The organism is Aliirhizobium smilacinae, from assembly GCF_006335145.1.
Taxonomy (GTDB): domain Bacteria; phylum Pseudomonadota; class Alphaproteobacteria; order Rhizobiales; family Rhizobiaceae; genus Neorhizobium; species Neorhizobium smilacinae.
Map to the genome: position 1 here is coordinate 216,974 of NZ_VDMN01000005.1, position 26,425 is coordinate 243,398.

The window sequence follows — 26,425 nt, forward strand, 5'->3', positions numbered from 1 at the left end:
GTGGGGCAATGGCAGGCTATACGGTTTTCGATCTCTTCGTGATTGGCGGCGGCATCAACGGATGCGGCATCGCGCGCGATGCGGCGGGCCGGGGTTATTCCGTCGCACTTGCCGAGATGAACGATTTCGCTTCCGGCACGTCTTCCGGCGCCACCAAGTTGATCCATGGCGGATTGCGCTATCTCGAACATTACGAATTCCGGCTGGTGCGCGAGGCGCTGATGGAACGCGAGATCCTGTGGGCGATGGCGCCGCATGTGATCTGGCCGTTGCGCTTCGTGCTGCCTTTCCAGAAAGGTGGCGTGCGTCCGGCCTGGCTGATCCGGCTCGGCCTGTTCCTTTACGACAATCTCGGCGGCCGCAAGCTTCTGCCGGCGACGAAGACCCTGAACCTGAAGACCGATCCGGCCGGAAAGCCGCTGAAACCTGTCTTCGGCAAGGCGTTCGAATATTCCGACGGCTGGGTGGACGATGCCCGCATGGTGGTTTTGAACGCCCGCGATGCGGCCAACAAGGGTGCAACGATCCTCAGCCGCGCGAAAGTTGTTTCGGCGCGGCGTGAAAACGGGTTCTGGCTGGTCGAGGTGCGCGACGAGGCGTCCGGCGTGACCACCGCCCACAAGGCGCGGATGCTGGTCAATGCCGGCGGGCCATGGGTCGATCAGGTTCTGGCCGGTGCGATCGGCCGCAACAATGTCCATAATGTCCGCCTAGTGCAGGGCAGCCATATCATCGTGAAGAAGAAGTTCGAGGATAAGAGGGCCTACTTCTTCCAGAACCCGGACAACCGGATCTTTTTCGCCATCCCTTACGAGCAGGATTTCACCTTGATCGGCACGACCGATCGCGACTATCCGGGCGATCCGAAAGATGTCAGGATCAGCCCGGAGGAAATCCAGTATCTGTGCAAGGCTGCGAGCGAATATTTTGCCGAACCGGTCAAGGCCGACGATATCGTCTGGACCTATTCGGCTGTGCGTCCGCTCTATGACGATGGTGCATCGAAGGCGCAGGAAGCGACACGCGATTATGTGCTGAAGGTCGACGAGGCCGATGGTGCGCCGCTGCTCAACGTTTTCGGCGGCAAGCTCACCACCTATCGGCGGCTTGCCGAACATGCGCTGGAAAAGGTCGGCGAGGCGATCGGTACCAAAGGCGGTCCATGGACGGCCAAAAGCCGGCTTCCGGGTGGTGATTTTCCGGTGACGGGAGCGTTGGAAGAAGAACGTCGACTGGTCTCGGCCTATCCGTTTCTCACGTCGCGCCATGCGGCACGGCTGATCCGCTGTTACGGCACGGATGCCAAGGGGATCATGGGAGAGGCCAAGACGATAGAGGGGCTTGGACGGTTTTTCGGCGGTACGCTTTACGAGGCGGAAGTCCGCTTTCTGATCGACAGGGAATGGGCGCGCACGGCTGAGGATGTGTTGTGGCGCCGCACCAAACAGGGATTGTTCCTGACGGCCGAGGAGGCCGCAGGTCTGGAGGAGTACATGGCGGGAGTTCGCCGGGCCGCCTGAGGCCCCCGCAACATCACCGCTTGTAACCAAGGGTTGGGAGGCCCGAGGTCCATATGCTGGAATTGCGCAACGTGTCGAAGACGGTGGCCGGCGAATATCATATTCGCCCGACCGACCTGACATTAAAGCGGGGAACGCTGAATGTCCTGCTCGGGCCGACGCTCGCCGGCAAGACATCGCTGATGCGGCTGATGGCCGGTCTCGACAAACCGACCGAAGGTTCGGTGCATTTCGACGGCGCCGACGTGACCAATGTGCCGGTGCAGAGGCGCAATGTCGCGATGGTTTACCAGCAGTTCATCAATTACCCGGCGCTTTCTGTCTATGAGAATATCGCCTCGCCGATGCGGATTGCCGGCAAAGATAAAGCCACGATCGACCGTGAGGTGAAAAAGGCCGCCGAGCTTCTGCGGCTGACGCCTTATCTCGATCGCACGCCGCTCAATCTGTCCGGCGGCCAGCAGCAGCGCACGGCGCTGGCACGGGCGATCGTCAAGAATGCCAATCTCGTCCTGCTCGACGAGCCGCTTGCCAATCTCGACTACAAGCTGCGCGAGGAATTGCGCGAGGAGCTGCCAAAAATCTTTGCCGCGTCCGGTGCGATCTTCGTTTACGCAACGACTGAACCCTCCGAGGCGCTGCTGCTCGGCGGCAATACGGCGACCCTGAACGAAGGGGCCGTGACGCAGTTCGGCCGGACGGTGGATGTCTATCGCCGGCCTGCCGATCTGGTCACCGCGGAAATCTTTGCCGATCCGCCGCTCAACACGATTGCGCTCATACGTTCGGGCAATGATTTCCTGCTCGACGGGGAGCCGGTCATTCCGGTGCCGGCGCATCTGTCGGTGATTGCCGACGGGCCGGTAACGCTCGCCTTCCAGCCGCATCACCTGTTTCTCCATGCGGCCAACGGCCATACGACGCCGCTCAAGGCCCGCACGCTGGTGTCGGAAATCGCCGGTTCGGAAAGCTTCATCCATCTCGATTTTGCCGGGCGCCGCTGGGTGATGCTTGCGCATGGCATTCACGACATAGAACAGGACCGGCAGATCGAGGTGCATCTCGACAGCCGCCACCTGATGGCTTTCGACCAACAGACCGGCAAGGCGCTCGTCGCCGCATTGCCGGCCGCGGCGTAAAGGAGGACGGTATGGCACGTATTTCGCTCGAACATATCCGCCACGCCTATAGTGACAAGGCCAAGGCCGCCGGGGATTATGCGCTGAAGGAAGTGCATCACGAATGGGAGGATGGCGGCGCCTATGCGCTGCTGGGGCCTTCCGGCTGCGGTAAAACCACGCTGCTCAACATCATTTCCGGCCTGCTGCAGCCCTCCGACGGGCGCATCCTGTTCGATGGCAAGGATGTCACCCAGCTGTCGACCGAGGAGCGCAATATTGCGCAGGTGTTCCAGTTCCCGGTCGTCTACGACACGATGACGGTGTTCGACAATCTCGCCTTTCCGCTTCGAAACCGGAAAGTGCCGGAGGCCGAGGTCGAAAAGCGGGTCAACGAAATCCTTGAGATGACCGATCTTGCCGGTATGGCAAAGAGACGGGCGCAGCGGCTGACGGCCGATCAGAAGCAGAAGATCTCGCTCGGGCGCGGGCTGGTGCGGGCCAATGTCAACGCCATCCTGTTCGACGAACCGCTGACGGTGATCGATCCGCATATGAAATGGGTGCTGCGCTCGCAGCTGAAGCGGCTGCACCGGCAGTCTCGCTTTACCATGGTCTATGTCACCCATGACCAGACCGAGGCTTTGACCTTTGCCGACAAGGTTGTCGTCATGCATGATGGGCAGATCGTGCAGATCGGTACGCCGGCGGAACTGTTCGAACGGCCAAGCCATACTTTCGTCGGCTATTTCATCGGTTCGCCGGGGATGAACCTGATGCCGGCTTCGATCGACGGGGCAAGTGCCCGTGTCGGCGACCAGACGATAAGCTTGAGCGGCGCTCCCGCGGTGAAGGCCGGCGGGCGGATCGAACTCGGTATCCGGCCGGAATTCGTCCGGCTCGGGCGCGAGGGCATGCCGGTGACGATTACCAAGGTGGAGGATATCGGCCGGCAGAAGATCGTCCGCGCCACGTTCTGCGGCCAGCCGCTGGCGATCGTGCTCGCCGAGGATGACGAGATCCCCACCGATGCGAAAGTGTCGTTCGAGAAAAGTGCCATCGGCATTTTTGTCGATAGCTGGCGTGCCAAGACTGAAACTGCAAGGCAGGAGGGCTGACCATGGAAAAGACCTGGAATAACAAGGCCTGGTTTCTGGTTCTGCCGGTTCTGGTGCTGGTCGCCTTTTCCGCCGTCATTCCGCTGATGACGGTGGTGAACTATTCGGTGCAGGACACGTTCGGCAACAACGAATTTTTCTGGGCCGGCACCGACTGGTTCACCCAGACGCTCACCTCGCCACGGTTCTGGGATGCGCTGTGGCGCAATCTCGTTTTCTCGGCGGTCATCCTCGCCATCGAAGTACCGCTCGGCATCCTGATCGCGCTCAATATGCCCAAGCACGGGATTGGCGTGCCGCTCTGCCTCGTGCTGATGGCGCTGCCGCTGCTCATCCCGTGGAATGTCGTCGGCACGATCTGGCAGGTGTTCGGTCGCGTCGATATCGGTCTGCTCGGTTACGTGCTGAATTCGCTCGGGGTGCATTACAATTACACGCAGGACCCGACGGCGGCCTGGGCGACAGTCATCGTCATGGATGTCTGGCACTGGACGAGCCTTGTCGTGCTGCTTTGTTATGCCGGCCTGGTGTCGATCCCCGATGCCTATTACCAGGCGGCGCGTATCGACGGCGCCTCGCGGTTTTCGGTGTTCCGCTATATCCAGTTGCCGAAGATGAAGCGGGTGCTTTTGATCGCCGTGCTTTTGCGGTTCATGGACAGTTTCATGATCTATACCGAACCCTTCGTCGTCACCGGCGGCGGGCCGGGCAGCTCGACCACCTTCCTGTCGATCGACCTCGTCAAGATGGCGGTCGGCCAGTTCGATCTCGGGCCGGCGGCGGCCATGTCGATCATCTACTTCCTGATTATCCTTCTGCTGTCATGGGTGTTCTACACCGTCATGACGCAGAGCGATGCCGAGCAGGGTTGAGGAGCGCGCCATGAACAACAGACCCGTCAACAACAGTTCCGGCTCCCGCCTCGGTTTCCTGATCCCGGTTGTCTATATCCTCTTCCTGGCGCTGCCGATCTACTGGCTCGTCAACATGAGCTTCAAGACCAATGGCGAGATTTTAGGGCCGCTGACGCTGTGGCCGACCAATCCGACGTTTCGCAACTACATGGTGATCTTCACCGATCCGTCCTGGTATAACGGCTATATCAACTCGATCATCTATGTGGTGATGAACACGGTGATCTCGGTGTCGGCAGCGCTGCCGGCAGCCTATGCCTTCTCGCGCTACCGGTTTTTAGGCGACAAACACCTGTTCTTCTGGCTGCTGACCAACCGCATGGCGCCGCCAGCCGTCTTCGCTCTGCCGTTCTTCCAGCTCTATTCCGCCTTCGGGCTGATCGACACGCATATTGCGGTTGCGATCGCCCATTGCCTGTTCAACGTGCCGCTGGCGGTGTGGATTTTGGAGGGCTTCATGTCCGGCGTGCCGAAGGAAATCGACGAGACTGCCTATATCGACGGTTATTCCTTCCCGCGCTTCTTCGTAAAGATCTTCATGCCGCTGATCGCATCCGGCATCGGGGTGGCCGCCTTCTTCTGCTTCATGTTCTCGTGGGTCGAGCTTTTGATCGCCCGCACTTTGACGACGACGGATGCCAAGCCGATCGCCGCAACGATGACGCGGACGGTCTCGGCGTCCGGCATGGACTGGGGCGTGCTGGCGGCAGCCGGCGTGCTGACCATCATTCCCGGAGCGCTCGTCATCTATTTCGTCCGCAACTACATCGCCAAGGGCTTTGCCCTGGGCCGCGTTTAACAAGGGGAGGGATCACATGAACTTCTCGTGGATGGCCTGGACGCCGCCGACGGCTCTGTTCTTCATCGTCATATTTACGCTTATCGCCGGCATGGGCGTTTGGGAATATTTTTCGCCGGGCGGCAGCCCGCGGGTCGGCATCTTGCGGTTCGAGACGACGCGGGGCGACCGTCTGTTCGTTTCGCTGCTCGGTTCCGCTTTCATCAATCTCGCATGGCTGGGTCTTGGAGGCCCCAGCCTGTGGTGGGCTCTGGCCTTGTCGGTGGTTTACGCGATCGGCGTATTCCGTTTCGTCTAAGGCCAAGACGATATGGCAGCGGGAGGAGGTCCGGCTGCCAAGGCTTGAACTTTCGGGTTCAAGTGAACTGCAATCGCATCAACCGGGAGGACTAGATATGCGACGGCATCTTATGACGACGACGGCAGTGATGCTGCTGGTAATGACGGGTGCGGCCCATGCCGACATGGCGGCCGCCAAGAAGTTCCTCGACGCGGAAATCGGCGATCAGTCCTCGCTTTCCCGCGCCGAGCAGGAAAAGGAAATGCAGTGGTTCATCGATGCGGCAAAACCGTTTGCCGGCATGGATATCAAGGTGGTTTCCGAAACGCTGACGACGCATGAATATGAATCGAAGACGCTGGCCAAAGCGTTTACGGCGATAACCGGCATCAAGATCACCCATGACCTGATCGGCGAAGGCGACGTCGTCGAAAAGCTGCAGACGCAGATGCAGTCGGGCGAAAACGTCTATGACGCCTATGTCAACGATTCCGACCTGATCGGCACCCATTGGCGTTACCAGCAGGCCCGTTCGCTGACCAAGTGGATGGCAAACGAGGGCAAGGACGTGACCAATCCCGGTCTCGACCTGCAGGATTTCATCGGGCTGAAATTCACCACCGCGCCGGATGGCGAACTGTACCAGCTGCCCGACCAGCAGTTCGCCAACCTTTATTGGTTCCGGTACGACTGGTTCAGCGACGCCAAGAACAAGGCCGATTTCAAGGCGAAATATGGCTACGATCTCGGCGTGCCGGTCAACTGGTCGGCCTATGAGGATATCGCCGAATTCTTCACCGGCCGCGAAGTGAACGGCAAGAAGGTCTTCGGCCATATGGACTATGGCAAAAAGGATCCATCGCTCGGATGGCGCTTTACCGATGCTTGGCTTTCGATGGCCGGCAATGGGGACAAGGGTCTGCCGAACGGTCTGCCGGTCGACGAATGGGGCATCAAGGTCAACGACAAGTCGCAGCCGGTGGGTTCCTGCGTCGCGCGTGGCGGCGATACCAATGGTCCGGCGGCCGTCTATTCGATCCAGAAATATCTTGACTGGATGAAGGCCTATGCACCACCGGCCGCAAACGGCATGAACTTCTCCGAATCCGGTCCGGTTCCGGGGCAGGGTGAGGTCGCCCAGCAGATGTTCACCTACACGGCGTTTACCGCCGATTTCGTGAAAAAAGGCTTACCCGTGGTCAATGACGATGGCACGCCGAAGTGGCGTTTCGCGCCCAGCCCGCATGGCGTCTACTGGAAGGACGGCATGAAGCTCGGTTATCAGGATGTCGGTTCCTGGACGCTGCTCAAATCCACGCCCGACGACCGCGCCAAGGCCGCATGGCTTTATGCCCAGTTCGTCGTGTCGAAGACGGTGGATGTGAAGAAGAGCCATGTCGGCCTGACGTTGATCCGCGACAGCTCGATCAACCACAAGAGCTTCACGGATCGTGCGCCGAAACTTGGTGGCCTGATCGAGTTCTATCGCTCGCCGGCGCGCGTCCAGTGGTCGCCGACCGGCACCAACATCCCCGACTATCCGAAGCTGGCACAGCTTTGGTGGCAGGCGATCGGCGACGCATCTTCAGGTGCCAAGACCGCGCAGGCGGCGATGGATTCACTTTGCGCCGAGCAGGAAAAGGTGTTGCAGCGTCTCGAACGTGCCGGTGTCCAGAAGGAGAGGGGGCCGAAACTCGCCGAGGAGCATGACCTAGAATACTGGAACAAGGATGCCGTCTCGAAGGGCAATCTTGCTCCGCAGCTGAAGATTGCCAACGAGAAGGAAAAGCCGGTCACCGTCAACTACGACGAGCTGGTCAAGAGCTGGCAGAAATAGGCTTTCATCAATTATACAAATCCGGTCGGGGCGCGTCATGCGCCCCGGTTCCTTATCCGACTGACTTTTGGGAAATCGACATCATGAGTGGCCACATCCTCGCTATCGACCAGGGAACGACATCGAGCCGGGCGATCGTCTTTGATGCCGAGATGGCGATTGCTGGCTTTGGCCAGCATGAATTCACCCAGTTCTTCCCGGCCTCCGGTTGGGTCGAGCATGATGCGGAAGAGATCTGGCAGAGCGTGCTTTCGACTGCACGGTCGGCGATCGAAAAGGCAGGTATCTCAGCCGGCGATCTGGCCGCGATCGGCATCACCAACCAGCGCGAGACGGTGGTCATCTGGGACCGCCAGACCGGCGAGCCGCTCCATCCGGCGATTGTCTGGCAGGACCGGCGCACATCCGGACTTTGTGACGACCTGAAAGGAAAAGGCCTCGAAGCAACCTTTACCGGAAAGACCGGACTGCTGCTCGATCCCTATTTTTCCGGCACGAAACTCTCCTGGCTGCTCTCCAATATCGAAGGACTGCGCGCTCGCGCTGAGCGGGGCGAAGTCTGTTTCGGCACGGTCGACAGCTGGCTGATCTACAAGCTCACAGGCGGACAGTCGCATGTGACCGATGCCACCAATGCCTCGCGCACACTGATCTACAATATCGGCACCAATGAATGGGACGAAGAGCTACTTGCCATTCTTGATATTCCGAATGCGATGCTGCCAGAGGTGAAGGATTGCGCCGCCGACTTTGGCGTGACGGACAAGTCGATCTTCGGCGCTGAAATCCCTATCCTCGGCGTGGCCGGCGACCAACAGGCGGCTGTGATCGGCAATGCCTGCTTCGAGGCAGGTATGCTGAAATCCACTTATGGCACCGGCTGCTTCGCGCTACTCAATACCGGCACCGATCGTGTTTCATCCTCCAATCGGCTGCTGACGACGATAGCCTATAGGCTGGATGGCGTTACCACCTATGCGTTGGAGGGTTCGATCTTCATCGCCGGGGCGGCAGTGCAATGGCTGCGCGACGAACTGGGTTTCATCAAGGTCGCGTCCGAAATCGGCGCGCTGGCGCGACAGGCCGATCCCAAGCAACGACTCTATATGGTGCCGGCCTTTACCGGTCTCGGCGCACCTTATTGGGATGCAGAGGCTCGCGGCGCGATCTTCGGGCTGACCCGCAGCAGCGGCCCGGCGGAATTTGCCCGCGCCGCGCTCGAAAGCGTCGCATTCCAGACCCATGACCTGCTCGAGGCGATGAGGAAGGACTGGACGGGCCATGGCGCGACGACCGTGCTTCGGGTTGATGGCGGCATGGTGGCCTCCAACTGGACGATGCAGCGGTTGTCAGACATTCTGGCCGCGCCGGTTGATCGCCCAGCCTTACTGGAGACCACCGCGCTTGGCGCCGCATGGCTTGCCGGCTGGAGGGCTGGGGTATGGCCCGATGCCAAGGGATTTGCCACCCATTGGAAGCGCGACCGCCGTTTCGAGCCGCTGATGGCAGACAACGAGCGCAAGACAGCGATCGAAGGCTGGCAGGACAGCGTCTCGCGCTGCCTCACGCGCGGTACCTGATCCTATCCGTTATCGGTTTCGTCCACGCGATCGAGTACGCGCCCGAATGCGCTGAGCTGATCCATGAGCTGGCCGAATTCCGCCTCTCCAAGCGTGGCGTGGAAACGCTCGCGGGCTCGGCGTGCGGCCGCGCTGACCTGTTTCAACATTTCCTCACCCTCCGGGGTGATATGGAGAAGCCGCGCCCGTTTGTCCTTCGGGTCGACATCCCGGCGAATGAAACCTCTGCTCTCCAGTCCTTCCAGGCATTTTGTCACTGATGACCGATCAAGCGCGATGCGCTCGCCCAGAACGTTCTGATGGATGCCCGGTTCGATATAGGCAAAGGCGAGCGCGCTATATTGCGTCGGAGAAAACCCCAGATCGCCGGCTTCCTGCGTGAACATCGCAAGCGCTACCTGTTGGCACCGACGCAGCAGAATGCCGTGCGAATGCAGAATTTCATGTGCAGTGACGATCACGCGGGCATGCCTCCTTTTGCCAGATTGACAATTATCAATTGGTGGCGTAGCTGATCATCAGCTATCCAACTAATTTCGGTGCGGGGGAGGACCGCGCTGTCTCGCGACAGCGTCATTGTGTCCACTCGTGCCTTTTGTGTTTTTGCATGCCTGAGATTCATTGTTCCACTTCCGCCCTCGTTATCCCCACGCTTTGCGCTTCGGGGAACGACTCCGCGCGGGAACTTGCCCGACATCTTGCGCACATGCAACGCGCCTCTGTGGCCGAACCCTTCAATCCGGGGGCGCTAGCCTCTTTCTCCCATAGTCAGGAAAACGATGACTAGACAGCCGAAAGACCTTAACGGAACGCTGATGATGTCGCGCCGCGGCATTCTGCTCGGCGGCGCAACTTTGTTTGCCGGCAGCATTGCCGCCTCGCTCTGTCCCACACTTGCGCTTGCGGCAGTTGATGCCGGCACGCAAGGCCAGTTCATGAAGCTGTCCAACCTGCTTATCCAGCACCAGCTGAACCCGGCTGTCGGGGCGCGTATCGTCGATATGGCAAGCGGCGAGTACAAGAACCTGGCGCAGATGCTCGATGCAATCATCGCCATCGCCGAGAAGAAAAATGCGGCGCAGGTCGAGGATTTCTTCGCCGATATTCCGGATGGCGAGCTTAAGGATTTTGCCCATTGGGTGATTTCGGCCTGGTATAGCGGCTGTTCCTCGGAAAAGCGCAACGCCGCCGTCTTCACTTATGAAGAGGCGCTGACCTTCAGGACGACGAGCGATGTCGTGACTATTCCGTCCTACGGATTGTCCGGCCCGAATCTGTGGACCCGCCCCAACGTTCCGTTGTCGGCCCCAATGCCACGCTTCTGACGAAACCCACCTAAGAGAAGTCTTTTCCCCATGGTTACCAAGAATAGTGCCGACGTCGTCATCGTCGGAACGGGCGTCGTTGGCGTCGTGATTGCTGAACAGCTGCTCGATGCAGGCCATTCCGTGCTGATGATCGAAGCCGGTCCGCGCGTTACGCGCGCTGAAGTCGTAGAGAACTGGCGCAATGCGCCGCTCGGTGTGAAGGGCGATACGTCGGTCGCCTATCCGTCGCGCCCCTGGGCACCCCATCCGATGGGCAACGAGAAGCCCGAAGACGCCTATCTGCAACTCAGCGGCCCCGACTCTTACGCCCAGACCTTCATTCGTTATGCGGGCGGTTCGACGTGGCATTGGGCCGGCACCTCCTGGCGCCTGACACCGGAAGACATGCGGCTGAAATCCCTCTACGGCGTCGGTCGCGACTGGGCTATCGACTACGATACGCTGGAATCCTATTACGTTCGCACGGAAAACAAGCTCGGCATTTGCGGTCCGTCCGATCGAGGCCTGCAATGGCCGCAGACCGGCGCTCGCTCGGCTCCCTATCCGATGCCCGCTTTGCCATTCTCTCCGGGCGAGACCCGCTTCACGGAGATCGCCAAGTCGCTCGGCTATAACAACATCCCGGTGGCACAGGCCCGTAATAGCGGCATGCCCTATGATGGCCGCCCGGCCTGCTGCGGCAACAACAATTGCGTTCCGGTCTGTCCGGTTGCCGCCAAGTACGATGCCGAAACTGCGCTGCACCGCTTGGAAAAGAAGGGTGCGACACTGCTGGTCGATTCGGTCGTCTACAAGGTGGAGACCAACGCTCAGAACAAGATCGAAGCCGTTAGTTATTACGACCAACACAAGGAAAGCCACCGCATCACCGGCAAGCTTTTCGTGCTCGCCTGCAACGGCCTGGAAAACCCGAAACTGCTTTTGATGTCGAAGGACGATCGTAACCCCAACGGCGTTGCCAACTCGTCAGATCAAGTCGGCCGCAACATGATGGACCACCCGCAGCTGACGCTGACGGTCACCACCAAGGAGCCGTTCTGGTCGGGTGTCGGCCCGGTCGTCAATTCGGGCATCATGGAAACCTCGCAAGGGTCCTTCCGCTCCGAACATGCCGGCGCTTATTTCCGTTACAACAATTTTGCCCGCAACCGCTTCGTCACCTTCGCAGCGCTGAAAAAGGGGCTGGTTGGCAAGGCGCTGGACGAGGAAATCCGGCGCATGACAGCCTGTACGGCTGATGTCGTTGCCGCGCATGAAGTGCTGCCCGATCCGAACAACCGCCTGACGCTCTCCGATAAGACGGATTGGCTCGGTCTGCCCAAGCCGCACATCCACTACGATGTCGGTGAATACACGCGCCGATCGGCGGAAGTGTACTCGCTACCGATCGGCAAGCGCATTGCCGAAGCCATGGGCGCAACCGATGTCAAGATCTCGCCGAAGTTCAACCAGAGCAAGCACATCATGGGCGGCACGATCATGGGCAACGAGGCGAGCAACTCGGTGGTCGATGTCGACTGTCGTTCGCACGATCATGAAAACCTGTTCATTCCGGGCGGCGGCGCCATGGCGTCCACGGCCTGCGGCAACAGTACCATCACCATGGTCGCGCTCGCCATCAAGTCGGCGGATGCCATTGTCGAACAGATGCGGGGTGCATGAACATGAAGATGATAAAATCATTCGCTTTCGCCGCACCTCTGGTGTTTGCAGCTTTAGTTCCGGCCATGGCATCGGCTCAGGAATTCTCGAAGGAACTGGTCGAGAAGGGTCGCTATCTGGCGACCGCTTCCGACTGCGTCGCCTGTCATACCAACCATGCCGACGGCAAGCCGATGGCGGGTGGCCTGCCGATGTCTTCGCCGGTTGGTACGATCATGTCGACGAACATCACGCCGTCGAAGGAATTCGGCATTGGCAACTATACGCAAGCCCAGTTTTCCGACGCGGTCCGCAAGGGTGTTCGCGGCGATGGCTCAAACCTCTATCCGGCCATGCCATACGTCTCCTATTCCGTCATGACGGATGAGGACATCCACGCGCTCTACGCCTATTTCATGCAGGGCGTCGATCCGGTGGACGAGAAGGCTCCTGAAACGAAGCTGCCTTTCCCGATGAACATCCGGGCCTCCATAATGGGATGGAACCTGCTGTTCCGCCCGAACGAGGTGCATGTCGATGATCCAAGCCAATCGGCCGAATGGAACCGCGGAAAGTATCTCGCCGAAGGTGCCGGTCACTGCAGCACCTGCCACACGCCGCGCGGTGCCTTCATGCAGGAACAGAAAAGCCTGAACCTTACGGGCGGTCAGGTCGGCGCGTGGTATGCGCCCGATATTACCAATGACAAGGTGCATGGTATCGGCTCGTGGAGCCAGCAAGATTTCGTCACCTATCTGAAAACCGGCAAGCTGGAAAACAAGGCGCAGGCAGCGGGCAGCATGGCGGAGGCGATCAGCTACTCGTTCCAGCACCTGACGGATGGGGATCTCAACGCAATCGTCACCTATGTGCGCAGCGTTCCATCGGCGAATGCTTCGCCCGCATCCGGCGCCACCCGCTTCGACAATGGAAAAGCCGGCAATGACATGGCTGCCTTCCGTGGCAAGGAGTATGCCGAAAGCCTCGCAGGCAATCACGCTGGCGCGCAAATCTTTACCGCCAACTGCGCCTCGTGCCACGGTTACAATGCACAAGGTACGAGGGACGGCTATTACCCGAGCCTGTTCCACAATGCCGCCACGGCCGGTGACAACTCGATCAACGTTATCTCCGCGATCCTCAATGGCGTCGATCGCCACACCGATGCCGGCCATGTATTCATGCCGCCTTTCGGCGATCAGACGAATGCCGTCGTGCAGCTGAACAATGTCGAGGTTGCCTCGCTCTCCAACTACCTGTTGGCGCAGTATGGTAACGAGAAGCTCAAGGTGACGCCAGAAGATGTTCAGGTGATCCGCGAAGGCGGGCCGAAGTCCAATATCGTCCAGCTCGCCAGGATTGGAATGGGCGCGGGCGCGGCAGTCGTCGTGTTTCTCCTGGCCGGTCTGATCTGGTATCGGGCCCGCCGCAAGACGCTGCCGGTCCCGTCTGTGTAAAGACTGGTTATCCGCCGGTTTTCAACCCGGCGGATAGCGTTGACGCCAGTGGGCAGCTCCATCAGCGGTCGGGCAGTTCGCTCCACCGCTGAAGCGCGTGGCCGAGCATAGAAACGTCGTCGCCAGGCAGGTCTGCCGCTGCAAGCAGATGATCCGAGAACAGGCCTGGACCAAGATCTGATCTGCGGTCGCTGACGTGATCGAGGATCGCGCCGGTGTTGAGATCGATGCGGATCGTGTCGGAGATCACGCCATCCGATGAATTACCGTGAATGCGCAGGTCAATGAATTCAAGACCTGCCGGCGGACGGCCGATGACGAGGCCCTGGCGCGTCGGTTTAAGCCAGTCCGGCAACGGGCGTCCATCCGCGAGCGTCACACCAAATGAAGCATTCTCAACATCTCCGTCCGAGGACGGCATGATGTAGAGGTAATCCTTGTAGACCATCGTATCGATCTGGAACCACGTGCTTTCGGCGCCTTCCCGCGCCAGATGGATGTTCGAGCCGCCCTTGAAGAAGCCTGCTGTCAGGTCATCGATGATGCGGCCGCTCTCCACCCATTCGTCCATCTGCCTGGCGGCATAGATGACGGCGCCTTCTTCCGGGAGATAGCCAATGCCGTTCAGCGAGCGGATGGAATTGACGACGTTGACGATCGGGCCTTGAGCGGTGAGATCGGCAATCCCGTTAAGATTGTCCATGATCGAGGATATCGGCGACGATGATCCGGCCGATATGCTGTCGGAGACCGATGGCGGTTGCCAGGGATCGGTCGGCTCGGCAGTGACCGGCGACGCCGGATCCACCTCCAGCGGCGGGCGCGGCTCGTCCGGGCCTTCAACCGGATCGACCGTGATCGCCACGGTATAGGTGGCTGTGTTGGTGCCGTCGCTGATCGTGAAGGTGAAGCTATCCGTTCCGTTGTAACCGACAGATGGTATGTAGGTGTAGGTCCCATCCGGATTGATCGTCACCGTACCATGCTGTGGGCCGTTACCGAGGCCGTAAGAAATCGGCTGGCCTTCAGGATCTGTAGCCGGCGGCAGGTTGCCCGAGACCGATGTTCCTTCGGTAACCGAGATGGACGTATCCGAGGAACTCGGTGGGTCGTTGACCGGATCAACCGTGATGGTGATCGTGTAGGTAGATATCGAGCGGCCGTCGCTCACCGTGTAGGTGAATGTGTCCGTTCCGTTGAAATTGAGTGCCGGAACATAGGTGTAGGTCCCATCTGAATTGACGGTGACCATGCCGTGGACGGCGGGCGCACCGAGGCCATAGGTCAGCGTGTCGCCATCCGCATCCGTTGCAACCGGCAGGCGGCCGTTGAACGGCGTATCCTCGAAGGCGGTGACATTGGCGTCGGAGCCGACGGGCGGTCGGTTCGGTGCCCCGATCGAGACGGTCACGGTATAGGTCGAGGTCGCCTGACCATCGCCGACTGGATCGGCCGGCCGGTGACGACCGGCGAGCGGATCATGGAAGTGGCCGATCCCGACCGCATGCAGCTTCGCGTCGATGTGCCGGTGGCGGATGCGATTGCGGTCTCCAAAGGGGCGAAGGTCAGGGCTTTTCTCGATTCCGATCCTCTCAACCCGGCCAGTGCCGAAGTGGTGGCAGCTTCTTTCGAGGCAAGGATGATCGAGGGCGACGTACTGGCCTATCGCATCTATGCGGCGCTGGACGGCGATCAACCCGGCATGCGGCTCGGCATTCGCGGCACGGCGCAGATCAGCGGCGAGAAGGTTGCGCTTGCCTATTACCTGTTCCGCAAGCCGATCTCGGTCATCCGCCAGCGGTTCGGCTTATGAGCGGCCAGCCACAGGTTGCTCAACCGCAGATCGGCCAGCCGCAGGATGCACCACTGCCGGCCCTGCGTCAGGATCTACAGATCATGCGGGTCGGGGCGAGTTATTCCGGCGCGCCGACCTGGGTGGTTTTCGACCCGATCCGCAACCGTTTCTTTCGCATCACCTATGAGATGTTCCAGGTTCTCAGCTTCTGGAATGTCAGCAGGACGGTCGGAAATCTGTTGAAAGCGGTGAATGCCCGTTTCATCGAGCGGATGTCGGCGGATGATATCGGAACCATTGTGCGCATGCTGGAGCACAATCTGCTTCTGGTACAGCCGACGCGTGGGGCCTGGCGGGCGCTGCACCAGAAGGCGCAGCCGCGCCATTCATGGTTCATGCGGCTCATCCATAACTATCTGTTCTTCAGGATACCGCTGGTGCGACCCGAGCGGTTCATCCGGGCGACCTGGCCCCATGTCGCCTTCCTGTTCAGCAAGCTGTTCTGGTGGATCTCGGCTGCCGCAGGGCTGATCGGGCTCTACCTAGTCTCCCGCCAATGGGATGCTTTCATCGGCACTTTTCCCTTCGTTTTTTCGCTGGAAGGGGCGGCGATTTCGATCCTGTCGGTGATCTTCATCAAGTGCTTGCACGAACTGGGGCACGCCTATGTGGCACATCGGTTCGACTGCCGCATCCCGACCATGGGCGTCGCCTTCATGGTCATGGTGCCGCTGCTCTACACCGATGTCAGCGATGCATGGAAACTGAAGTCGCGCTGGCAAAGACTGCGGATCGATTCCGCCGGAATGCTGGTGGAACTGACGGTCGCGGCCTACGCGCTGCTGGCCTGGGCGTTCGTACCGGATGGTCCGTTGCGCAGCGCCGTCTTCGTGCTCGCGGCAACCGGCGTGGTGTTGAGCCTAGTCGTCAATCTCAATCCATTCATGCGTTTCGACGGCTATTACATCCTGGCGGATCTGCTCGGGATCGAGAACCTGCAGCCGCGCAGCTTCCGGCACATGCGCTGGCGCTTGCGGGAATTCCTGTTCCGGCCCGGATATCCGGCGCCTGAAACGTTTCCGCCGCGGCTCGACGTGATCCTTACTGCCTATGCGGTGGCCACTGCCATCTATCGGTTGGTCCTCTATCTCGGCATTGCCGTGCTGGTCTATCATTTCACCATCAAGCTGGTCGGCATTCTGCTTTTTGCCGTCGAGATCGGCTTTTTCATCATTCGCCCTGTCGTCATGGAAATGAAGGAGTGGTGGGCCATGCGCAGCGACATCCTTAGAACCCGCAGGACCTATGTGACGGCCTCGATCGTTGGACTGTTGATCATTTTGGCATTCTTGCCGCTTTCGACCCGCGTCATCGCACCTGCGGTCATCTATCCGCAGCAATTCGTGCGTCTCTATCCGAAGGAGCCGGGACAGGTCGAACGCCTCGACATATCTGCCGGGCAGGCGGTGAAAGCGGGAGATGTGCTGTTTGCCATCGATGCGCCGCAGATCAACGAGGAGCTGAGGATCGCGGATGTCGAGATCGAACTGGCCCGATCGCGTCTGGCGCGGATCGGCGCCAATGCGGACGACCTTGCCCAGCGCAGCATCATCCAAAGCGAACTTGGCAGTTTGCTAGCCCGCAGGCAGGGGCTGGAAGAGCGCAGGACTGCGCTGATCGTCAAGGCACCATTCGATGGCACCGTCACCGAGATCAACCCCGAAATCCAATCGGGTCAATGGGTGGGACGCAGCGAGCAGATAGCCTTCCTTTCGGCAGGTCTTGGTTCGGTAGCGAGGGGATATGTGGCCGGCAATGACAGTTCGCGGCTCACTGTTAATGCCTCCGGCTGGTTCGTCCCCGACGATCTTTCACAGCCGCGAATGCCGGTCACTCTCGCTGCCATCGCAGAAGCCGGCGCGCGGGAGATCGATGTCCCGCAGCTTTCATCTCATTATCACGGTGCCGTCGCCGTCCATGCGGTCAACGAAGGAAAGCGGCAGAGGCTGGTGCCGGTCTCGGCCCAATATGTCGTGGTGGCAACGATAGACGGCAGCACCCCTCTTCCGTTGCGATCGGTTCAGGGGGTGATGCTGATCGACGGCAAAGGCGTTAGTTTCGCTGAACGCGCCTGGAGGCGCATCCTCATGGTGCTTTTCCGTGAAGCGGGGTTCTAAGCATAACGCGCAAAAGTGTGTAGCGTTTTTGCGGTAACGACATGCAACCTGCCTCAAGGGCCGGTTGCCGGCGCGATCTGCATCTGGGCCGGGCGCAGCTTTTCCGGCTCGTCAGAAATCGGCTGTTGAGTGGTAAGGCGGTCCTGCGAGCTAGCTTGAGGCGTCGTCTGCGATGCGGCCGAAGCGGTTGTTCCGGCTGCGGGAACGCGTCCTGACCTCATATCCGTAGAAACCTTTTCGCTGCCCGATACCCGATCCGTGCCGACAGGCTGTGGAATGATGTTGCCGTCGGAGGAGGCGACACGCCAGACCGTATTGCCCGCATCATCGGCCACGAGCAGAGCCCCCGTGCCGTCTATGCCGACGCCGACCGGACGGCCACGTGCCTGATCGCCCTGAAGGAAACCCGTCACCACGTCTTGGGCCTTGCCGGATGGCTTGCCATTTTCGAAAGGGATGTAAACGACCTTGTATCCGTTGAAACTGGTGCGGTTCCAGCTGCCATGTTCACCGATGAAGGCTCCGCTGGCATAGGCCTGCGGCATGGCGGCGCCCATCGTGAATGTCATGCCGAGAGCTGCAACGTGGCTGGAAAGCGCGTAATCCGGCGCAATCGCCTTCTCGACCATTTCCGGCCGGGGCGGATAGACGCGTGCATCGACATGATTGCCGTAATAGCTCCATGGCCAGCCATAAAAGGCGCCGTCCTTCACGGAGGTCATGTAATCCGGTACGAGATTAGGGCCAAGCTCGTCGCGTTCGTTGATGACTGCCCAGAGTTCGCCGCTTTCCGGATGGAAGGTCAGGCCGTTGGGGTTGCGCAGGCCCGACGCAAATACCCGAGCCGCACCCGTCCGACGGTCGACCTGCCAGATCGCGGCGCGACCTTTTTCTGCCTCCAGCCCGTTTTCGGTGGCGTTCGAATTCGATCCCACGGAGACATAAAGCATTTGCCCGTCGGGGCTGAGCGCCAGATCCTTTGTCCAATGATGATTGATTGGGCCGCCAGGCAGGGGTGTCAGCACTTTCGGTTGTGCGGTGATCTCGTTCTGGCCGAGCTCATAAGGATAGGCCAGCACGGCGCTGGCGGAAGCGACATACAGAGTGTTTTCGATCCAGGCGACGCCGAACGGCGAGTCCAGCTTGGTCAGAAGATCATGCTTTTCATCCACCTGACCGTCGCGATTGGTGTCGCGAAGCAGGGTGATCAGGTTGCTTTCTTTCTTTTCACCGCCACCGCTTCCATGGGCAAGCGCCATGATCCAGCCGCGAATGAAATCCTTCGGGCGGCTGAGTGGCTCGCCTTCCGGCGCCTGCGACTGAACGACCAGAACATCGCCATTCGGAAGTGTATGGACGGTGCGGGGATTAGCGAGATCCGCGGCATAGGCAGTCACCTTCAAACCGTCCGGTACGGTCGGCGTTTCGCCGTCTTTCCAGCCAACAACCTCGGCAACCTTGAGGTCGGGGAGAAGAACCTGCTGCGGCTCTGGAAGAACCGGGTCTGGCCCGATCTGCTGCGAGATATCGAAACCGCCATCCTGGGCAATTGCACTGGTGAGCCCGGCGGAAAGCGCGATGATCGATACGCCGAGAGCGGAATACTTCATGATCATACCCTCCAGGCCAGTCTGGCATATTTGCGAGCGGAAACGACGGCGGCAAAGAGCGCCAGAACGAAGGTCACGGCTGAAAGAAAAAGACCGTAAGGCACAACCGCCGTCCACCCGTCGCCCGCATGAACGAAGCTATTGAGAAGTGCCACGGCGAGTACCACGATATAGAGAAAAATAGACAGAAAGCCGGGTCGCAACGGACGTGTACGTCGCCGTATAAGATCCAGCAGACCGGCAATCAGACCGATAGCGCCGAAGACCAGTCCGGCAAACAGAAGCCAGGACGAAAAATTCTGCCACATGATGTTGCCTTCGCTCTGCCAGAAGGCGATGTCAGTACCAAGTGCGAGCGTGAAGCAGACGAATGGAAACGGGACAAAAAGCGACTGTAGTGGGTAGGCGGCAGAATCCCTGTCACGGGAGGATAACACAGCCATTTTGCTCTCCGTACGAATAAGCGTAATTTTCCCGTCAACCACCAGTGCGGGAGATTTGTTCCGTGCCATTCCGGATCACCCGTTCGTGAGCAAGATTGTGACGGGTTTGAAGGGGGCACCGTCTTGTTGAAATGTAACCTGTGCCTAATTTTAGCCGTCAGACACTCATCGAAAGCAATGCCTCCATGGATTTGCATACCAGCCGGATGGACTCCGCCGCGACCGCCTCAGGCGGCGGCTTCGAGAGGGACGGTGTGCATTCGGGCAGAACTCCGCCCGAACACCCATTTCGATATACGGGGCTAAGGGTTACACAGCGTCGTGCCATCGTGTTGATACTCAATTTGGCAACGATTGCGGCACTCGGTTACGGGCTGTTTCGCCTCCTGTCTCCAGGTGGCATCGATGTGTTCGAAGCGATCATGCTGCTTGGTTTCCTACTCGCCATGCCGTGGACGGTGCTGGGTTTCTGGAATGCGATCATCGGGCTAATGCTGCAGCATGGCCCGGGAGATCCCGCGCGCAGCGTCTACCCGTTTTATCCGCAGGGCGAGTACGACCGTCCGCGTGTGCTTTCGTCTAGAACCGCGCTGACATTGTTTCTGCGCAACGAAGACCCGCTACCGGCTCTGGCGCGACTGGAGGCAATGACGGCAAGCCTCAAGGCAACGGGCCTGGAGCGCCATTTCCGGGTCTTCGTTTTGAGCGATACATCCGACGAAGTCGTCGCGAAGGTCGAGTTGGCCGGCTTCGCTCGTTTTGTCGAAACTGTCGATCTGGCGCCTGAAAACCGTCCTGTCTATCGGCGGCGTGCGATCAATACCGGTTACAAGGCCGGCAACATCCACGACTTCCTCGATGAACACGGCGGGGACTATGATTTCTTCCTGCCGCTCGATTCCGACAGCGTCATGTCCGGCGACGCCATAGTCCGGCTTGCGGCGGCCATGGAAGCGCGACCGGAAATCGGCATCATGCAGTCACTCGTCGTCGGTACGCCAGCGACCAGCGGTTTTGCGCGAATGTTCCAGTTCGGCATGCGGCACGGCATGCGTGCCTTCACCATGGGAGCTGCTTGGTGGAATGCTGATTGCGGGCCATATTGGGGGCATAATGCCCTGATCCGCACCGCAGCATTCCAGGGGCATTGCCGCCTGCCTGTCCTGCCCGGATCGCCGCCGCTCGGCGGGCATGTGCTGAGCCACGACCAGCTGGAGGCGGCCTATATGCGCCGGGGCGGCTACGAGGTCCGCGTGTTGCCGATCGAGACGCAGAGTTACGAGGCCAATCCGCCGACATTTCCCGATTTCGCCAAGCGCGACCTGCGCTGGTGCCAGGGCAACATGCAGTATTGGCGTTTTCTGTTCGAACCGCGGCTGAAGCTGCTCAGCCGGTTTCAGGTGCTGCAGGCGATCCTGATGTATATCGCGCCGCCGGCCTGGATTGCCGCGACTTTCGCAGCCGCATGGAAGGCCATGTCGGCAGGTTTCGATCCTACCTATCTGCAGCTCGGCCTTTCCCTGTTTGGCGTCATCTTCTTCATGTCGATTGCACCGAAACTCGCCGGCATGATCGATGTTTGTCTGACCAGGGGCGCGGTGCGCAGTTATGGCGGGCCTTTGCGTTTCGGCTTGTCCGCAATCATCGAAATCCTCGCCTCGATGCTGATGGCGCCGATCATTGCCGTTTACGTATCCGTCTTCCTGCTCGGCCTGCCGTTCGGACGTTGTATGGCATGGAGCGGACAGAACCGCGACAGGCTCGGCGTGTCCTTCTTATCGGCCCTCAAGACCATGGGGCTGCAGACGGTGATCGGGGTTTCGCTTGCCGTCATCCTGCTGTTCGGGGCAGGGGCGACCGCTTTTCTCTGGGCATTGCCCATGGTGGCAGGGCTCTGTCTGGCGATCCCCTTCACCATGCTGACCGCTTCCAAAAGTTTTGGCCGCTGGACCACGCGTCTCGGTCTGTTCGCCATTCCCGAAGAAGGGCGCATGCCGCGAATTTTGAGCCCGCTCGTGCCGCATGCCGCCCGCCATTGGCGACGCCCGCAGGCCGCGTATAGGTCGGCACAGCGGGAAGCGGGCGTTGCCCGCCAGGTGCTGGCGGATAGCCGCACATGACGACGTCGCGGGCATTGTGGCTGACCGGAATAAGACGGGCTGAACTGAAGCAGTCGGGATTGGCGCCGCTTGCCGAAAACGAGCTTCTGATCGAAAGCCGTTTCGGCGCCATCAGCAGAGGCACTGAGTCCCTCGTTGCAGAAGGATCGGTACCCGTGAGCGAATACGGAAACATGCGTGCGCCGCTGCAGGACGGCGAATTCCCGTTTCCCGTCAAATACGGTTATGCGGTTGTCGGCACGGTGAAAGCCGGTGGTGCAGGGCTGGTTGGTGAAACCGTTTTCTGCCTGCATCCGCATCAGGATCTGATTCATGTTCCGGCGGCCATGGTGATACCGGTTCCTGCGGATGTGCCGGCCGCTCGGGCCGTGCTTGCCGCCAACATGGAAACGGCGCTGAACGGCATATGGGACGCCGGGATACTTGCGGGCGACAAAGTGACGGTTGTCGGCGGCGGGCTCGTCGGACTGCTGGTCGCATTTCTTTCGGCAAAAGTCCCCGGCACGCAGGTGACACTGATCGATGTGAACCCCGACCGTCGCACTCTCACAGAAAAGCTCGGGTGCCGCTTCGCATTGCCTGAAGAGGCGCAAGCATCTGCCTGCGACAGCGATGTTGTCATTCATGCCTCGGCCTCATCCGAAGGCCTTGCGACAGCGATCGCTGTCGCGGGCTTCGAAGCGCGGATCGTCGAAATGTCGTGGTTCGGTGAAGGCACGTCGGCCGTGCCGCTCGGCGGCCGGTTTCACAGCCACCGCCTGTCGATCATCGGTTCGCAGGTCGGCCATGTTCCCGCTTTGCGGCGAGCCCGGTGGCCGCTTTCGCGGCGTCTCGAGACGGCGCTTGCTCTTCTCAACGACGACCGCCTCGACGATCTTGTTTCCGGCGAGACGGCTTTTGACGATCTCGCCGGGCGCTATATCGGGATACTCTCTGATCCGGATACGTTGTGTCACCGCATCCGCTATTGCTGATGATTTTTAATTGAAGGATTCCAAGACGATGTTTGCTGTCGAAGTGCGCGACCATATGATGATTGCCCATAGCCTGCCGCGTGAGGTTTTCGGCCCCGCCCAGGCGATGCATGGGGCGACATTCGTTGTCGATGCAGCCTTCATGACGGAGGATCTCGACGAGGACGGCCTCGGCGTCGATATCGGTCTGGCAACAACGGTGCTGAAGGAAGCGGTTGCGCCGCTTAACTACAAGAACCTCGATGAACTCGACGTCTTTCGCGGCAAGGTGACGACGACAGAGGTGCTGGCGAAACACATTTTTGACGACTTGCGTCGACGCATAGAGGCCGGCGAACTCGGAACCGGCGGCAAGCGGATACGTCGCCTGAAGATCACCCTGCATGAAAGCCACGTGGCGCGTGCATGGTATGAGGCAGCGATTTGAGCCGCGCAGCGCATCTCGTTTTCGTCATTCCCGGAGACATCGAGATCCGCAGCGGCGGTTATGGTTACGATCGACGGATGATCGCGGAGCTGCGCGCGCTTGACTGGCGGGTCGATCATCTACGGCTGCCTGATGGGTTTCCCAATCCAAACCGTGAAGAGCTGGAGGCAACGGCAAGACAGTTCGCCGCGCTTCCCGATGAAAGCCTCGTCCTTATCGATGGACTGGCATTCGGCACCATGCCCGACATCGCCTTGGCAGAGGCCGGACGGCTGAAACTGGTCGCGCTCGTTCATCATCCGCTAACACTGGAGACGGGATTATCGGAAGGGCAGGCGGAAGATCTGCGCCGAAGCGAAATCGCCGCGCTGTCTTGTGTTCGCGGCGTCGTCGTGACGAGCTCGGAGACGGCCCGCACTCTGGTCTCGGATTTCGGTATCCGGGAGGAGGCGATCTGTGTGGCGATACCCGGCACCGAACGTGACGAACCTGCACAGGGCAGTGCGGACGGCGAGCCGCCGATGATCCTTGCCGTAGGATCGCTGACGCAGCGCAAGGATCATGCAACGCTTGTCGCGGCTCTGGCGAAGCTGCGCGACCGGCCATGGCAATGCCGCATCGTCGGCAGCGACATGATGGATCCGCGATCCGCAGCCGTCTTGCGCCGACAGATTGCGGACGATGGGTTGAGCGACAGGATTGTCGTGACCGGTGCGCTTGATGACGTGAATGCCGAATATGCGCGTGCCGATATTTTTGCGCTGGCAAGCCGCTACGAAGGTTTCGGCATGGTGTTTGCCGAGGCCATGGCGCGAGGCGTGCCGATCGTGGGCTGCCGCGGCGGTGCGGTGCCGGATCTTGTTTCCGATCAAGCTGGAATTCTGGTTCAGCCCGGCGATGTCGATGGATTTTCCGAAGCGCTGGCGAGGCTGCTCGATGATCCGCAGGCGCGGCGGGACTACGCCGCCGGGTCGCTCGCGACAGGTCGAAAATTGCCGGACTGGACTGCGAGCGCAAAGGTCCTTGCCGATTTTCTGGAGGGTATCCGATGAGCGGGTTCGATACGCGATGGCTCGATCTGCGCGAGGTCGCCGACCATGCGGCACGTGATCGCGGCCTGAGACAGCGGGTGACCGATCATGTGATGGCCGTGGGGGAGGACGCAACTGTCGTCGATCTGGGCGCCGGAACCGGCTCTACCCTCCGGGCGCTTCTGCCCGAAGCGCAGCATTGGCGCTGGAAGCTTGTCGATAACGATGCGAATCTGCTTGCGGAGGCAGGAAGCCGGCACGGCCTGTCAGGACGGGTCGAATGTGTCGAAGCGCATCTGGATGATATTTCCGTGGACACATTTGACGGATCACGGCTGGTTACGGCTTCGGCTCTCTTCGATCTCGTTTCCGAGGATTTTTTGGCCGGTTTGGTTGCGCAGCTCGTACAGGCAGACGTCAGCCTCTACGCCGCGCTGAACTATGACGGCATCTGCCATTGGGACGATCCGCATCCGATGGACGAGGAGGTTGTCGCAGCGTTCAACACCCATCAGCAGTCCGACAAGGGGTTCGGCCCGGCGCTCGGTCCAGCCGCTACGCCTTCATTGCGCAAGTTGCTAGAAGGCCAGAGTTTTCATGTCGCTATGGCGCCGAGCCCGTGGCGGCTCGACCCGTCACATGCGGAGCTGCAGCGGCAGTTCGTCTCCGGCATGGCAACGGCGGCCGCCGAGACCGGTCTTGTCAGTAAGATGGATGTAAATGACTGGCAGTCGGCGCGGCTGGAGCGGGCGGAAAACTCAAGCTGCTTTGTCGGACACTGGGATCTGTTCGCGTTTCGTTGAAACGGTATCACCACGCAAGCACACGGAGCCGGCATGGTGATCTGGTTTCTGTCTACGTGGCGCTTTATTGTATGCCTGCCTTGGCCGCCGACTGCTGATCGCCCTGGCCGGCATCTACCATAATTTGCCTTTCGGGAGATTGGGTTGGCATGGGCATCTTGATGATGCCCAAGCCTTGCGAAGCCGAAGCTCCAAAGGGGTGTGTCAGAAGCTTTCGACGCAGAGAGCGATGCCCATTCCGCCGCCGATGCAGAGCGTTGCGAGACCCTTCTTTGCGTTGCGTTGCTTCAGTGCATGCAGCAGTGTCACCAGCACACGCGCACCGGACGCCCCGATCGGATGGCCGATGGCGATCGCACCGCCGTTGACATTGACCTTTTCCGGGTCCCAGCCGAGATCCCTGTTGACCGACAGCGCCTGTGCGGCAAAAGCCTCGTTGGCCTCGATCAGGTCGAGATCGTCGATGCTCCAGCCGGCCCGTTCCAGCGCCTTGCGGGAGGCAGGGATAGGACCGGTTCCCATGATTGCGGCATCGACGCCCATCGTCGCAAACGAGGCGATCCGGGCCAGCGGTGTCAGACCGCGACGGGCGGCTTCATCCTCACGCATCAGGACAACTGCGGCTGCGCCGTCGTTCAGACCCGAGGCATTGCCGGCCGTCACCGTACCGTCCTTCTTGAAGGCGGGCTTGAGGCCGCCAAGTGCCTCAAGTGTCGTGGCCCGCGGGTTTTCGTCGGTATCGACGATGATATCGCCCTTGCGAGTCTTGACGGTGACCGGAACTATCTCCTGTTTTAAACGGCCCTCAGCGATCGCAGTGGCTGCCTTGGTCTGCGAGGCGAGTGCGAACACATCCTGCTCCTCGCGGGTAAAGCCGTATTTAGCGGCGACGTTTTCGGCGGTGATGCCCATGTGGTAGTCGTTAAAAGCGTCCCACAAGCCGTCCCTGATCATCGTGTCGACGAACTCGGCCGAGCCCGTCTTGACGCCGGTGCGCAGGACTGCGGCATGCGGGGCAAGGCTCATGTTCTCCTGGCCGCCGGCAACCACGACATCGGCATCGCCGGCAAGGATCGATTGTGCGCCGAGCGCAACGGCGCGCAGGCCGGAACCGCAGACCTGGTTGATGGTGAGTGCGGTGGCGCTCATCGGAATGCCGGCGGCAACGGCTGCCTGGCGGGCAGTATTCTGGCCCTGGCCGGCGCTCAGCACATGGCCGAGCACGACATCGGAGACGGCGGATGCTTCAAGCCTGGCCCTTTCCAGAGCCTCGCGGATGACGATCGAGCCCAGCTGGCTTGCGGGAAGGGTGGACAGGCCACCCATGAACTTGCCAACCGGCGTGCGGGCGGCAGATACGATTACGATATTGGTCATGGTTTTTCCAATCTTGCCACATGACCGACCTACCGGCCCGGATCTGCGGCGAAAAGAGAGAACATGGCGCAGAAGA

General features: G+C 60.2%; 23 protein-coding genes. 18 read left to right on the plus strand and 5 right to left on the minus strand.

Going from position 1 to position 26,425, the window contains the following annotated elements:
- The first annotated feature begins 8 nt into the window (after positions 1–8).
- The 8 genes from glpD to glpK all read left to right on the plus strand — a co-directional run bounded on the left by glpD (position 9) and on the right by glpK (position 9,166).
- Entirely contained in the window at positions 9–1,520 is a 1,512-nt protein-coding gene (gene glpD / locus FHP24_RS20940) for a glycerol-3-phosphate dehydrogenase (protein ID WP_139678173.1), read from the plus strand.
- Positions 1,521–1,573: 53 nt separating this feature from the next.
- Entirely contained in the window at positions 1,574–2,659 is a 1,086-nt protein-coding gene (locus tag FHP24_RS20945; RefSeq protein ID WP_139678174.1) for an ABC transporter ATP-binding protein, read from the plus strand.
- 11 nt (positions 2,660–2,670) lie between these two features.
- Complete coding sequence (locus FHP24_RS20950) at positions 2,671–3,756, plus strand: ABC transporter ATP-binding protein (RefSeq protein WP_139678175.1); 1,086 nt, start codon at positions 2,671–2,673, stop codon at positions 3,754–3,756.
- Between the two features lie 2 nt (positions 3,757–3,758).
- Entirely contained in the window at positions 3,759–4,628 is an 870-nt protein-coding gene (locus FHP24_RS20955; protein ID WP_139678176.1) for a carbohydrate ABC transporter permease, read from the plus strand.
- Positions 4,629–4,638: 10 nt separating this feature from the next.
- Positions 4,639–5,469 (plus strand): carbohydrate ABC transporter permease, encoded by an 831-nt coding sequence (locus FHP24_RS20960; RefSeq protein WP_139678177.1) that lies wholly within the window; start codon positions 4,639–4,641, stop codon positions 5,467–5,469.
- 16 nt (positions 5,470–5,485) lie between these two features.
- A complete protein-coding gene (locus FHP24_RS20965; protein ID WP_139678178.1) occupies positions 5,486–5,767 on the plus strand; it encodes a DUF2160 domain-containing protein in 282 nt (93 codons plus the stop codon).
- Between the two features lie 97 nt (positions 5,768–5,864).
- Positions 5,865–7,586, plus strand: a complete 1,722-nt coding sequence (locus FHP24_RS20970; RefSeq protein WP_139678179.1) for an ABC transporter substrate-binding protein — start codon at positions 5,865–5,867, stop codon at positions 7,584–7,586.
- A gap of 83 nt (positions 7,587–7,669) precedes the next feature.
- Positions 7,670–9,166 carry a glycerol kinase GlpK gene (gene glpK / locus FHP24_RS20975; RefSeq protein ID WP_139678180.1) on the plus strand — a complete coding sequence of 499 codons (1,497 nt, stop codon included), beginning with the start codon at positions 7,670–7,672 and terminating at the stop codon, positions 9,164–9,166.
- 2 nt (positions 9,167–9,168) lie between these two features.
- On the opposite strand, the gene FHP24_RS20980 is transcribed toward glpK, so the two are convergent.
- Complete coding sequence (locus tag FHP24_RS20980; RefSeq protein ID WP_139678181.1) at positions 9,169–9,627, minus strand: MarR family winged helix-turn-helix transcriptional regulator; 459 nt, start codon at positions 9,625–9,627, stop codon at positions 9,169–9,171.
- Positions 9,628–9,945: 318 nt separating this feature from the next.
- On the opposite strand from FHP24_RS20980, the gene FHP24_RS20985 reads away from it, so the two are divergent.
- Genes FHP24_RS20985 through FHP24_RS20995 form a run of 3 tightly spaced genes read left to right on the plus strand, consistent with a single transcriptional unit; the run spans position 9,946 to position 13,592 of the window.
- Positions 9,946–10,491 carry a sugar dehydrogenase complex small subunit gene (locus FHP24_RS20985; protein ID WP_139678182.1) on the plus strand — a complete coding sequence of 182 codons (546 nt, stop codon included), beginning with the start codon at positions 9,946–9,948 and terminating at the stop codon, positions 10,489–10,491.
- Between the two features lie 30 nt (positions 10,492–10,521).
- Complete coding sequence (locus FHP24_RS20990) at positions 10,522–12,156, plus strand: GMC family oxidoreductase (RefSeq protein ID WP_139678183.1); 1,635 nt, start codon at positions 10,522–10,524, stop codon at positions 12,154–12,156.
- A gap of 2 nt (positions 12,157–12,158) precedes the next feature.
- Positions 12,159–13,592 carry a cytochrome c gene (locus FHP24_RS20995; RefSeq protein ID WP_139678184.1) on the plus strand — a complete coding sequence of 478 codons (1,434 nt, stop codon included), beginning with the start codon at positions 12,159–12,161 and terminating at the stop codon, positions 13,590–13,592.
- Positions 13,593–13,653: 61 nt separating this feature from the next.
- On the opposite strand, the gene FHP24_RS21000 is transcribed toward FHP24_RS20995, so the two are convergent.
- Positions 13,654–15,003 carry a cadherin-like domain-containing protein gene (locus FHP24_RS21000; RefSeq protein WP_246091879.1) on the minus strand — a complete coding sequence of 450 codons (1,350 nt, stop codon included), beginning with the start codon at positions 15,001–15,003 and terminating at the stop codon, positions 13,654–13,656.
- 36 nt (positions 15,004–15,039) lie between these two features.
- On the opposite strand from FHP24_RS21000, the gene FHP24_RS21005 reads away from it, so the two are divergent.
- Entirely contained in the window at positions 15,040–15,405 is a 366-nt protein-coding gene (locus FHP24_RS21005; RefSeq protein WP_281287466.1) for an HlyD family secretion protein, read from the plus strand.
- Positions 15,402–17,564 carry a site-2 protease family protein gene (locus tag FHP24_RS21010; protein WP_139678186.1) on the plus strand — a complete coding sequence of 721 codons (2,163 nt, stop codon included), beginning with the start codon at positions 15,402–15,404 and terminating at the stop codon, positions 17,562–17,564. Before FHP24_RS21005 ends, FHP24_RS21010 begins: the two co-directional genes overlap by 4 nt.
- Positions 17,565–17,617: 53 nt before the next feature.
- Here the strand turns inward: FHP24_RS21010 and FHP24_RS21015 are convergent, their stop codons facing one another.
- Together FHP24_RS21015 and FHP24_RS21020 are read right to left on the minus strand one after the other, a co-directional pair.
- Positions 17,618–19,174, minus strand: coding sequence for a PQQ-dependent sugar dehydrogenase (locus tag FHP24_RS21015; RefSeq protein ID WP_139678187.1), 1,557 nt, complete (start codon positions 19,172–19,174; stop codon positions 17,618–17,620).
- A gap of 2 nt (positions 19,175–19,176) precedes the next feature.
- Entirely contained in the window at positions 19,177–19,617 is a 441-nt protein-coding gene (locus FHP24_RS21020) for a DUF2231 domain-containing protein (RefSeq protein WP_139678188.1), read from the minus strand.
- A gap of 206 nt (positions 19,618–19,823) precedes the next feature.
- On the opposite strand from FHP24_RS21020, the gene mdoH reads away from it, so the two are divergent.
- Genes mdoH through FHP24_RS21045 form a run of 5 tightly spaced genes read left to right on the plus strand, consistent with a single transcriptional unit; the run spans position 19,824 to position 24,972 of the window.
- Positions 19,824–21,737, plus strand: coding sequence for a glucans biosynthesis glucosyltransferase MdoH (mdoH, locus tag FHP24_RS21025; RefSeq protein ID WP_281287467.1), 1,914 nt, complete (start codon positions 19,824–19,826; stop codon positions 21,735–21,737).
- The gene (locus FHP24_RS21030) at positions 21,734–22,711 is read left to right on the plus strand and encodes a zinc-dependent alcohol dehydrogenase (RefSeq protein ID WP_139678190.1); all 978 of its coding nucleotides are present in this window, start codon (positions 21,734–21,736) and stop codon (positions 22,709–22,711) included. The genes mdoH and FHP24_RS21030 overlap by 4 nt, the downstream gene beginning before the upstream one ends.
- 28 nt (positions 22,712–22,739) lie before the next feature.
- A complete protein-coding gene (locus tag FHP24_RS21035; protein ID WP_139678191.1) occupies positions 22,740–23,138 on the plus strand; it encodes a 6-pyruvoyl trahydropterin synthase family protein in 399 nt (132 codons plus the stop codon).
- Positions 23,135–24,190: a glycosyltransferase family 4 protein gene (locus tag FHP24_RS21040; protein WP_246091884.1), complete on the plus strand. Its 1,056-nt coding sequence runs from the start codon at positions 23,135–23,137 to the stop codon at positions 24,188–24,190. The genes FHP24_RS21035 and FHP24_RS21040 overlap by 4 nt, the downstream gene beginning before the upstream one ends.
- A complete protein-coding gene (locus tag FHP24_RS21045) occupies positions 24,187–24,972 on the plus strand; it encodes a class I SAM-dependent methyltransferase (RefSeq protein ID WP_139678192.1) in 786 nt (261 codons plus the stop codon). Before FHP24_RS21040 ends, FHP24_RS21045 begins: the two co-directional genes overlap by 4 nt.
- A 204-nt stretch (positions 24,973–25,176) precedes the next feature.
- Here the strand turns inward: FHP24_RS21045 and FHP24_RS21050 are convergent, their stop codons facing one another.
- Positions 25,177–26,349 (minus strand): acetyl-CoA C-acetyltransferase, encoded by a 1,173-nt coding sequence (locus FHP24_RS21050; protein WP_139678193.1) that lies wholly within the window; start codon positions 26,347–26,349, stop codon positions 25,177–25,179.
- Positions 26,350–26,425 lie beyond the last annotated feature (76 nt).

What these genes read in the sequence shown, in the direction of transcription:
- glpD (WP_139678173.1), top strand. Translation starts at nt 9, where the DNA reads ATGGCAGGCTATACGGTTTTCGATCTCTTCGTGATTGGCGGCGGCATC.
- FHP24_RS20945 (WP_139678174.1), top strand. Translation starts at nt 1,574, where the DNA reads ATGCTGGAATTGCGCAACGTGTCGAAGACGGTGGCCGGCGAATATCAT.
- FHP24_RS20950 (WP_139678175.1), top strand. Translation starts at nt 2,671, where the DNA reads ATGGCACGTATTTCGCTCGAACATATCCGCCACGCCTATAGTGACAAG.
- FHP24_RS20955 (WP_139678176.1), top strand. Translation starts at nt 3,759, where the DNA reads ATGGAAAAGACCTGGAATAACAAGGCCTGGTTTCTGGTTCTGCCGGTT.
- FHP24_RS20960 (WP_139678177.1), top strand. Translation starts at nt 4,639, where the DNA reads ATGAACAACAGACCCGTCAACAACAGTTCCGGCTCCCGCCTCGGTTTC.
- FHP24_RS20965 (WP_139678178.1), top strand. Translation starts at nt 5,486, where the DNA reads ATGAACTTCTCGTGGATGGCCTGGACGCCGCCGACGGCTCTGTTCTTC.
- FHP24_RS20970 (WP_139678179.1), top strand. Translation starts at nt 5,865, where the DNA reads ATGCGACGGCATCTTATGACGACGACGGCAGTGATGCTGCTGGTAATG.
- glpK (WP_139678180.1), top strand. Translation starts at nt 7,670, where the DNA reads ATGAGTGGCCACATCCTCGCTATCGACCAGGGAACGACATCGAGCCGG.
- FHP24_RS20985 (WP_139678182.1), top strand. Translation starts at nt 9,946, where the DNA reads ATGACTAGACAGCCGAAAGACCTTAACGGAACGCTGATGATGTCGCGC.
- FHP24_RS20990 (WP_139678183.1), top strand. Translation starts at nt 10,522, where the DNA reads ATGGTTACCAAGAATAGTGCCGACGTCGTCATCGTCGGAACGGGCGTC.
- FHP24_RS20995 (WP_139678184.1), top strand. Translation starts at nt 12,159, where the DNA reads ATGAAGATGATAAAATCATTCGCTTTCGCCGCACCTCTGGTGTTTGCA.
- FHP24_RS21010 (WP_139678186.1), top strand. Translation starts at nt 15,402, where the DNA reads ATGAGCGGCCAGCCACAGGTTGCTCAACCGCAGATCGGCCAGCCGCAG.
- FHP24_RS21015 (WP_139678187.1), bottom strand. Translation starts at nt 19,174, where the DNA reads ATGAAGTATTCCGCTCTCGGCGTATCGATCATCGCGCTTTCCGCCGGG.
- FHP24_RS21020 (WP_139678188.1), bottom strand. Translation starts at nt 19,617, where the DNA reads ATGGCTGTGTTATCCTCCCGTGACAGGGATTCTGCCGCCTACCCACTA.
- mdoH (WP_281287467.1), top strand. Translation starts at nt 19,824, where the DNA reads ATGGACTCCGCCGCGACCGCCTCAGGCGGCGGCTTCGAGAGGGACGGT.
- FHP24_RS21030 (WP_139678190.1), top strand. Translation starts at nt 21,734, where the DNA reads ATGACGACGTCGCGGGCATTGTGGCTGACCGGAATAAGACGGGCTGAA.
- FHP24_RS21035 (WP_139678191.1), top strand. Translation starts at nt 22,740, where the DNA reads ATGTTTGCTGTCGAAGTGCGCGACCATATGATGATTGCCCATAGCCTG.
- FHP24_RS21045 (WP_139678192.1), top strand. Translation starts at nt 24,187, where the DNA reads ATGAGCGGGTTCGATACGCGATGGCTCGATCTGCGCGAGGTCGCCGAC.
- FHP24_RS21050 (WP_139678193.1), bottom strand. Translation starts at nt 26,349, where the DNA reads ATGACCAATATCGTAATCGTATCTGCCGCCCGCACGCCGGTTGGCAAG.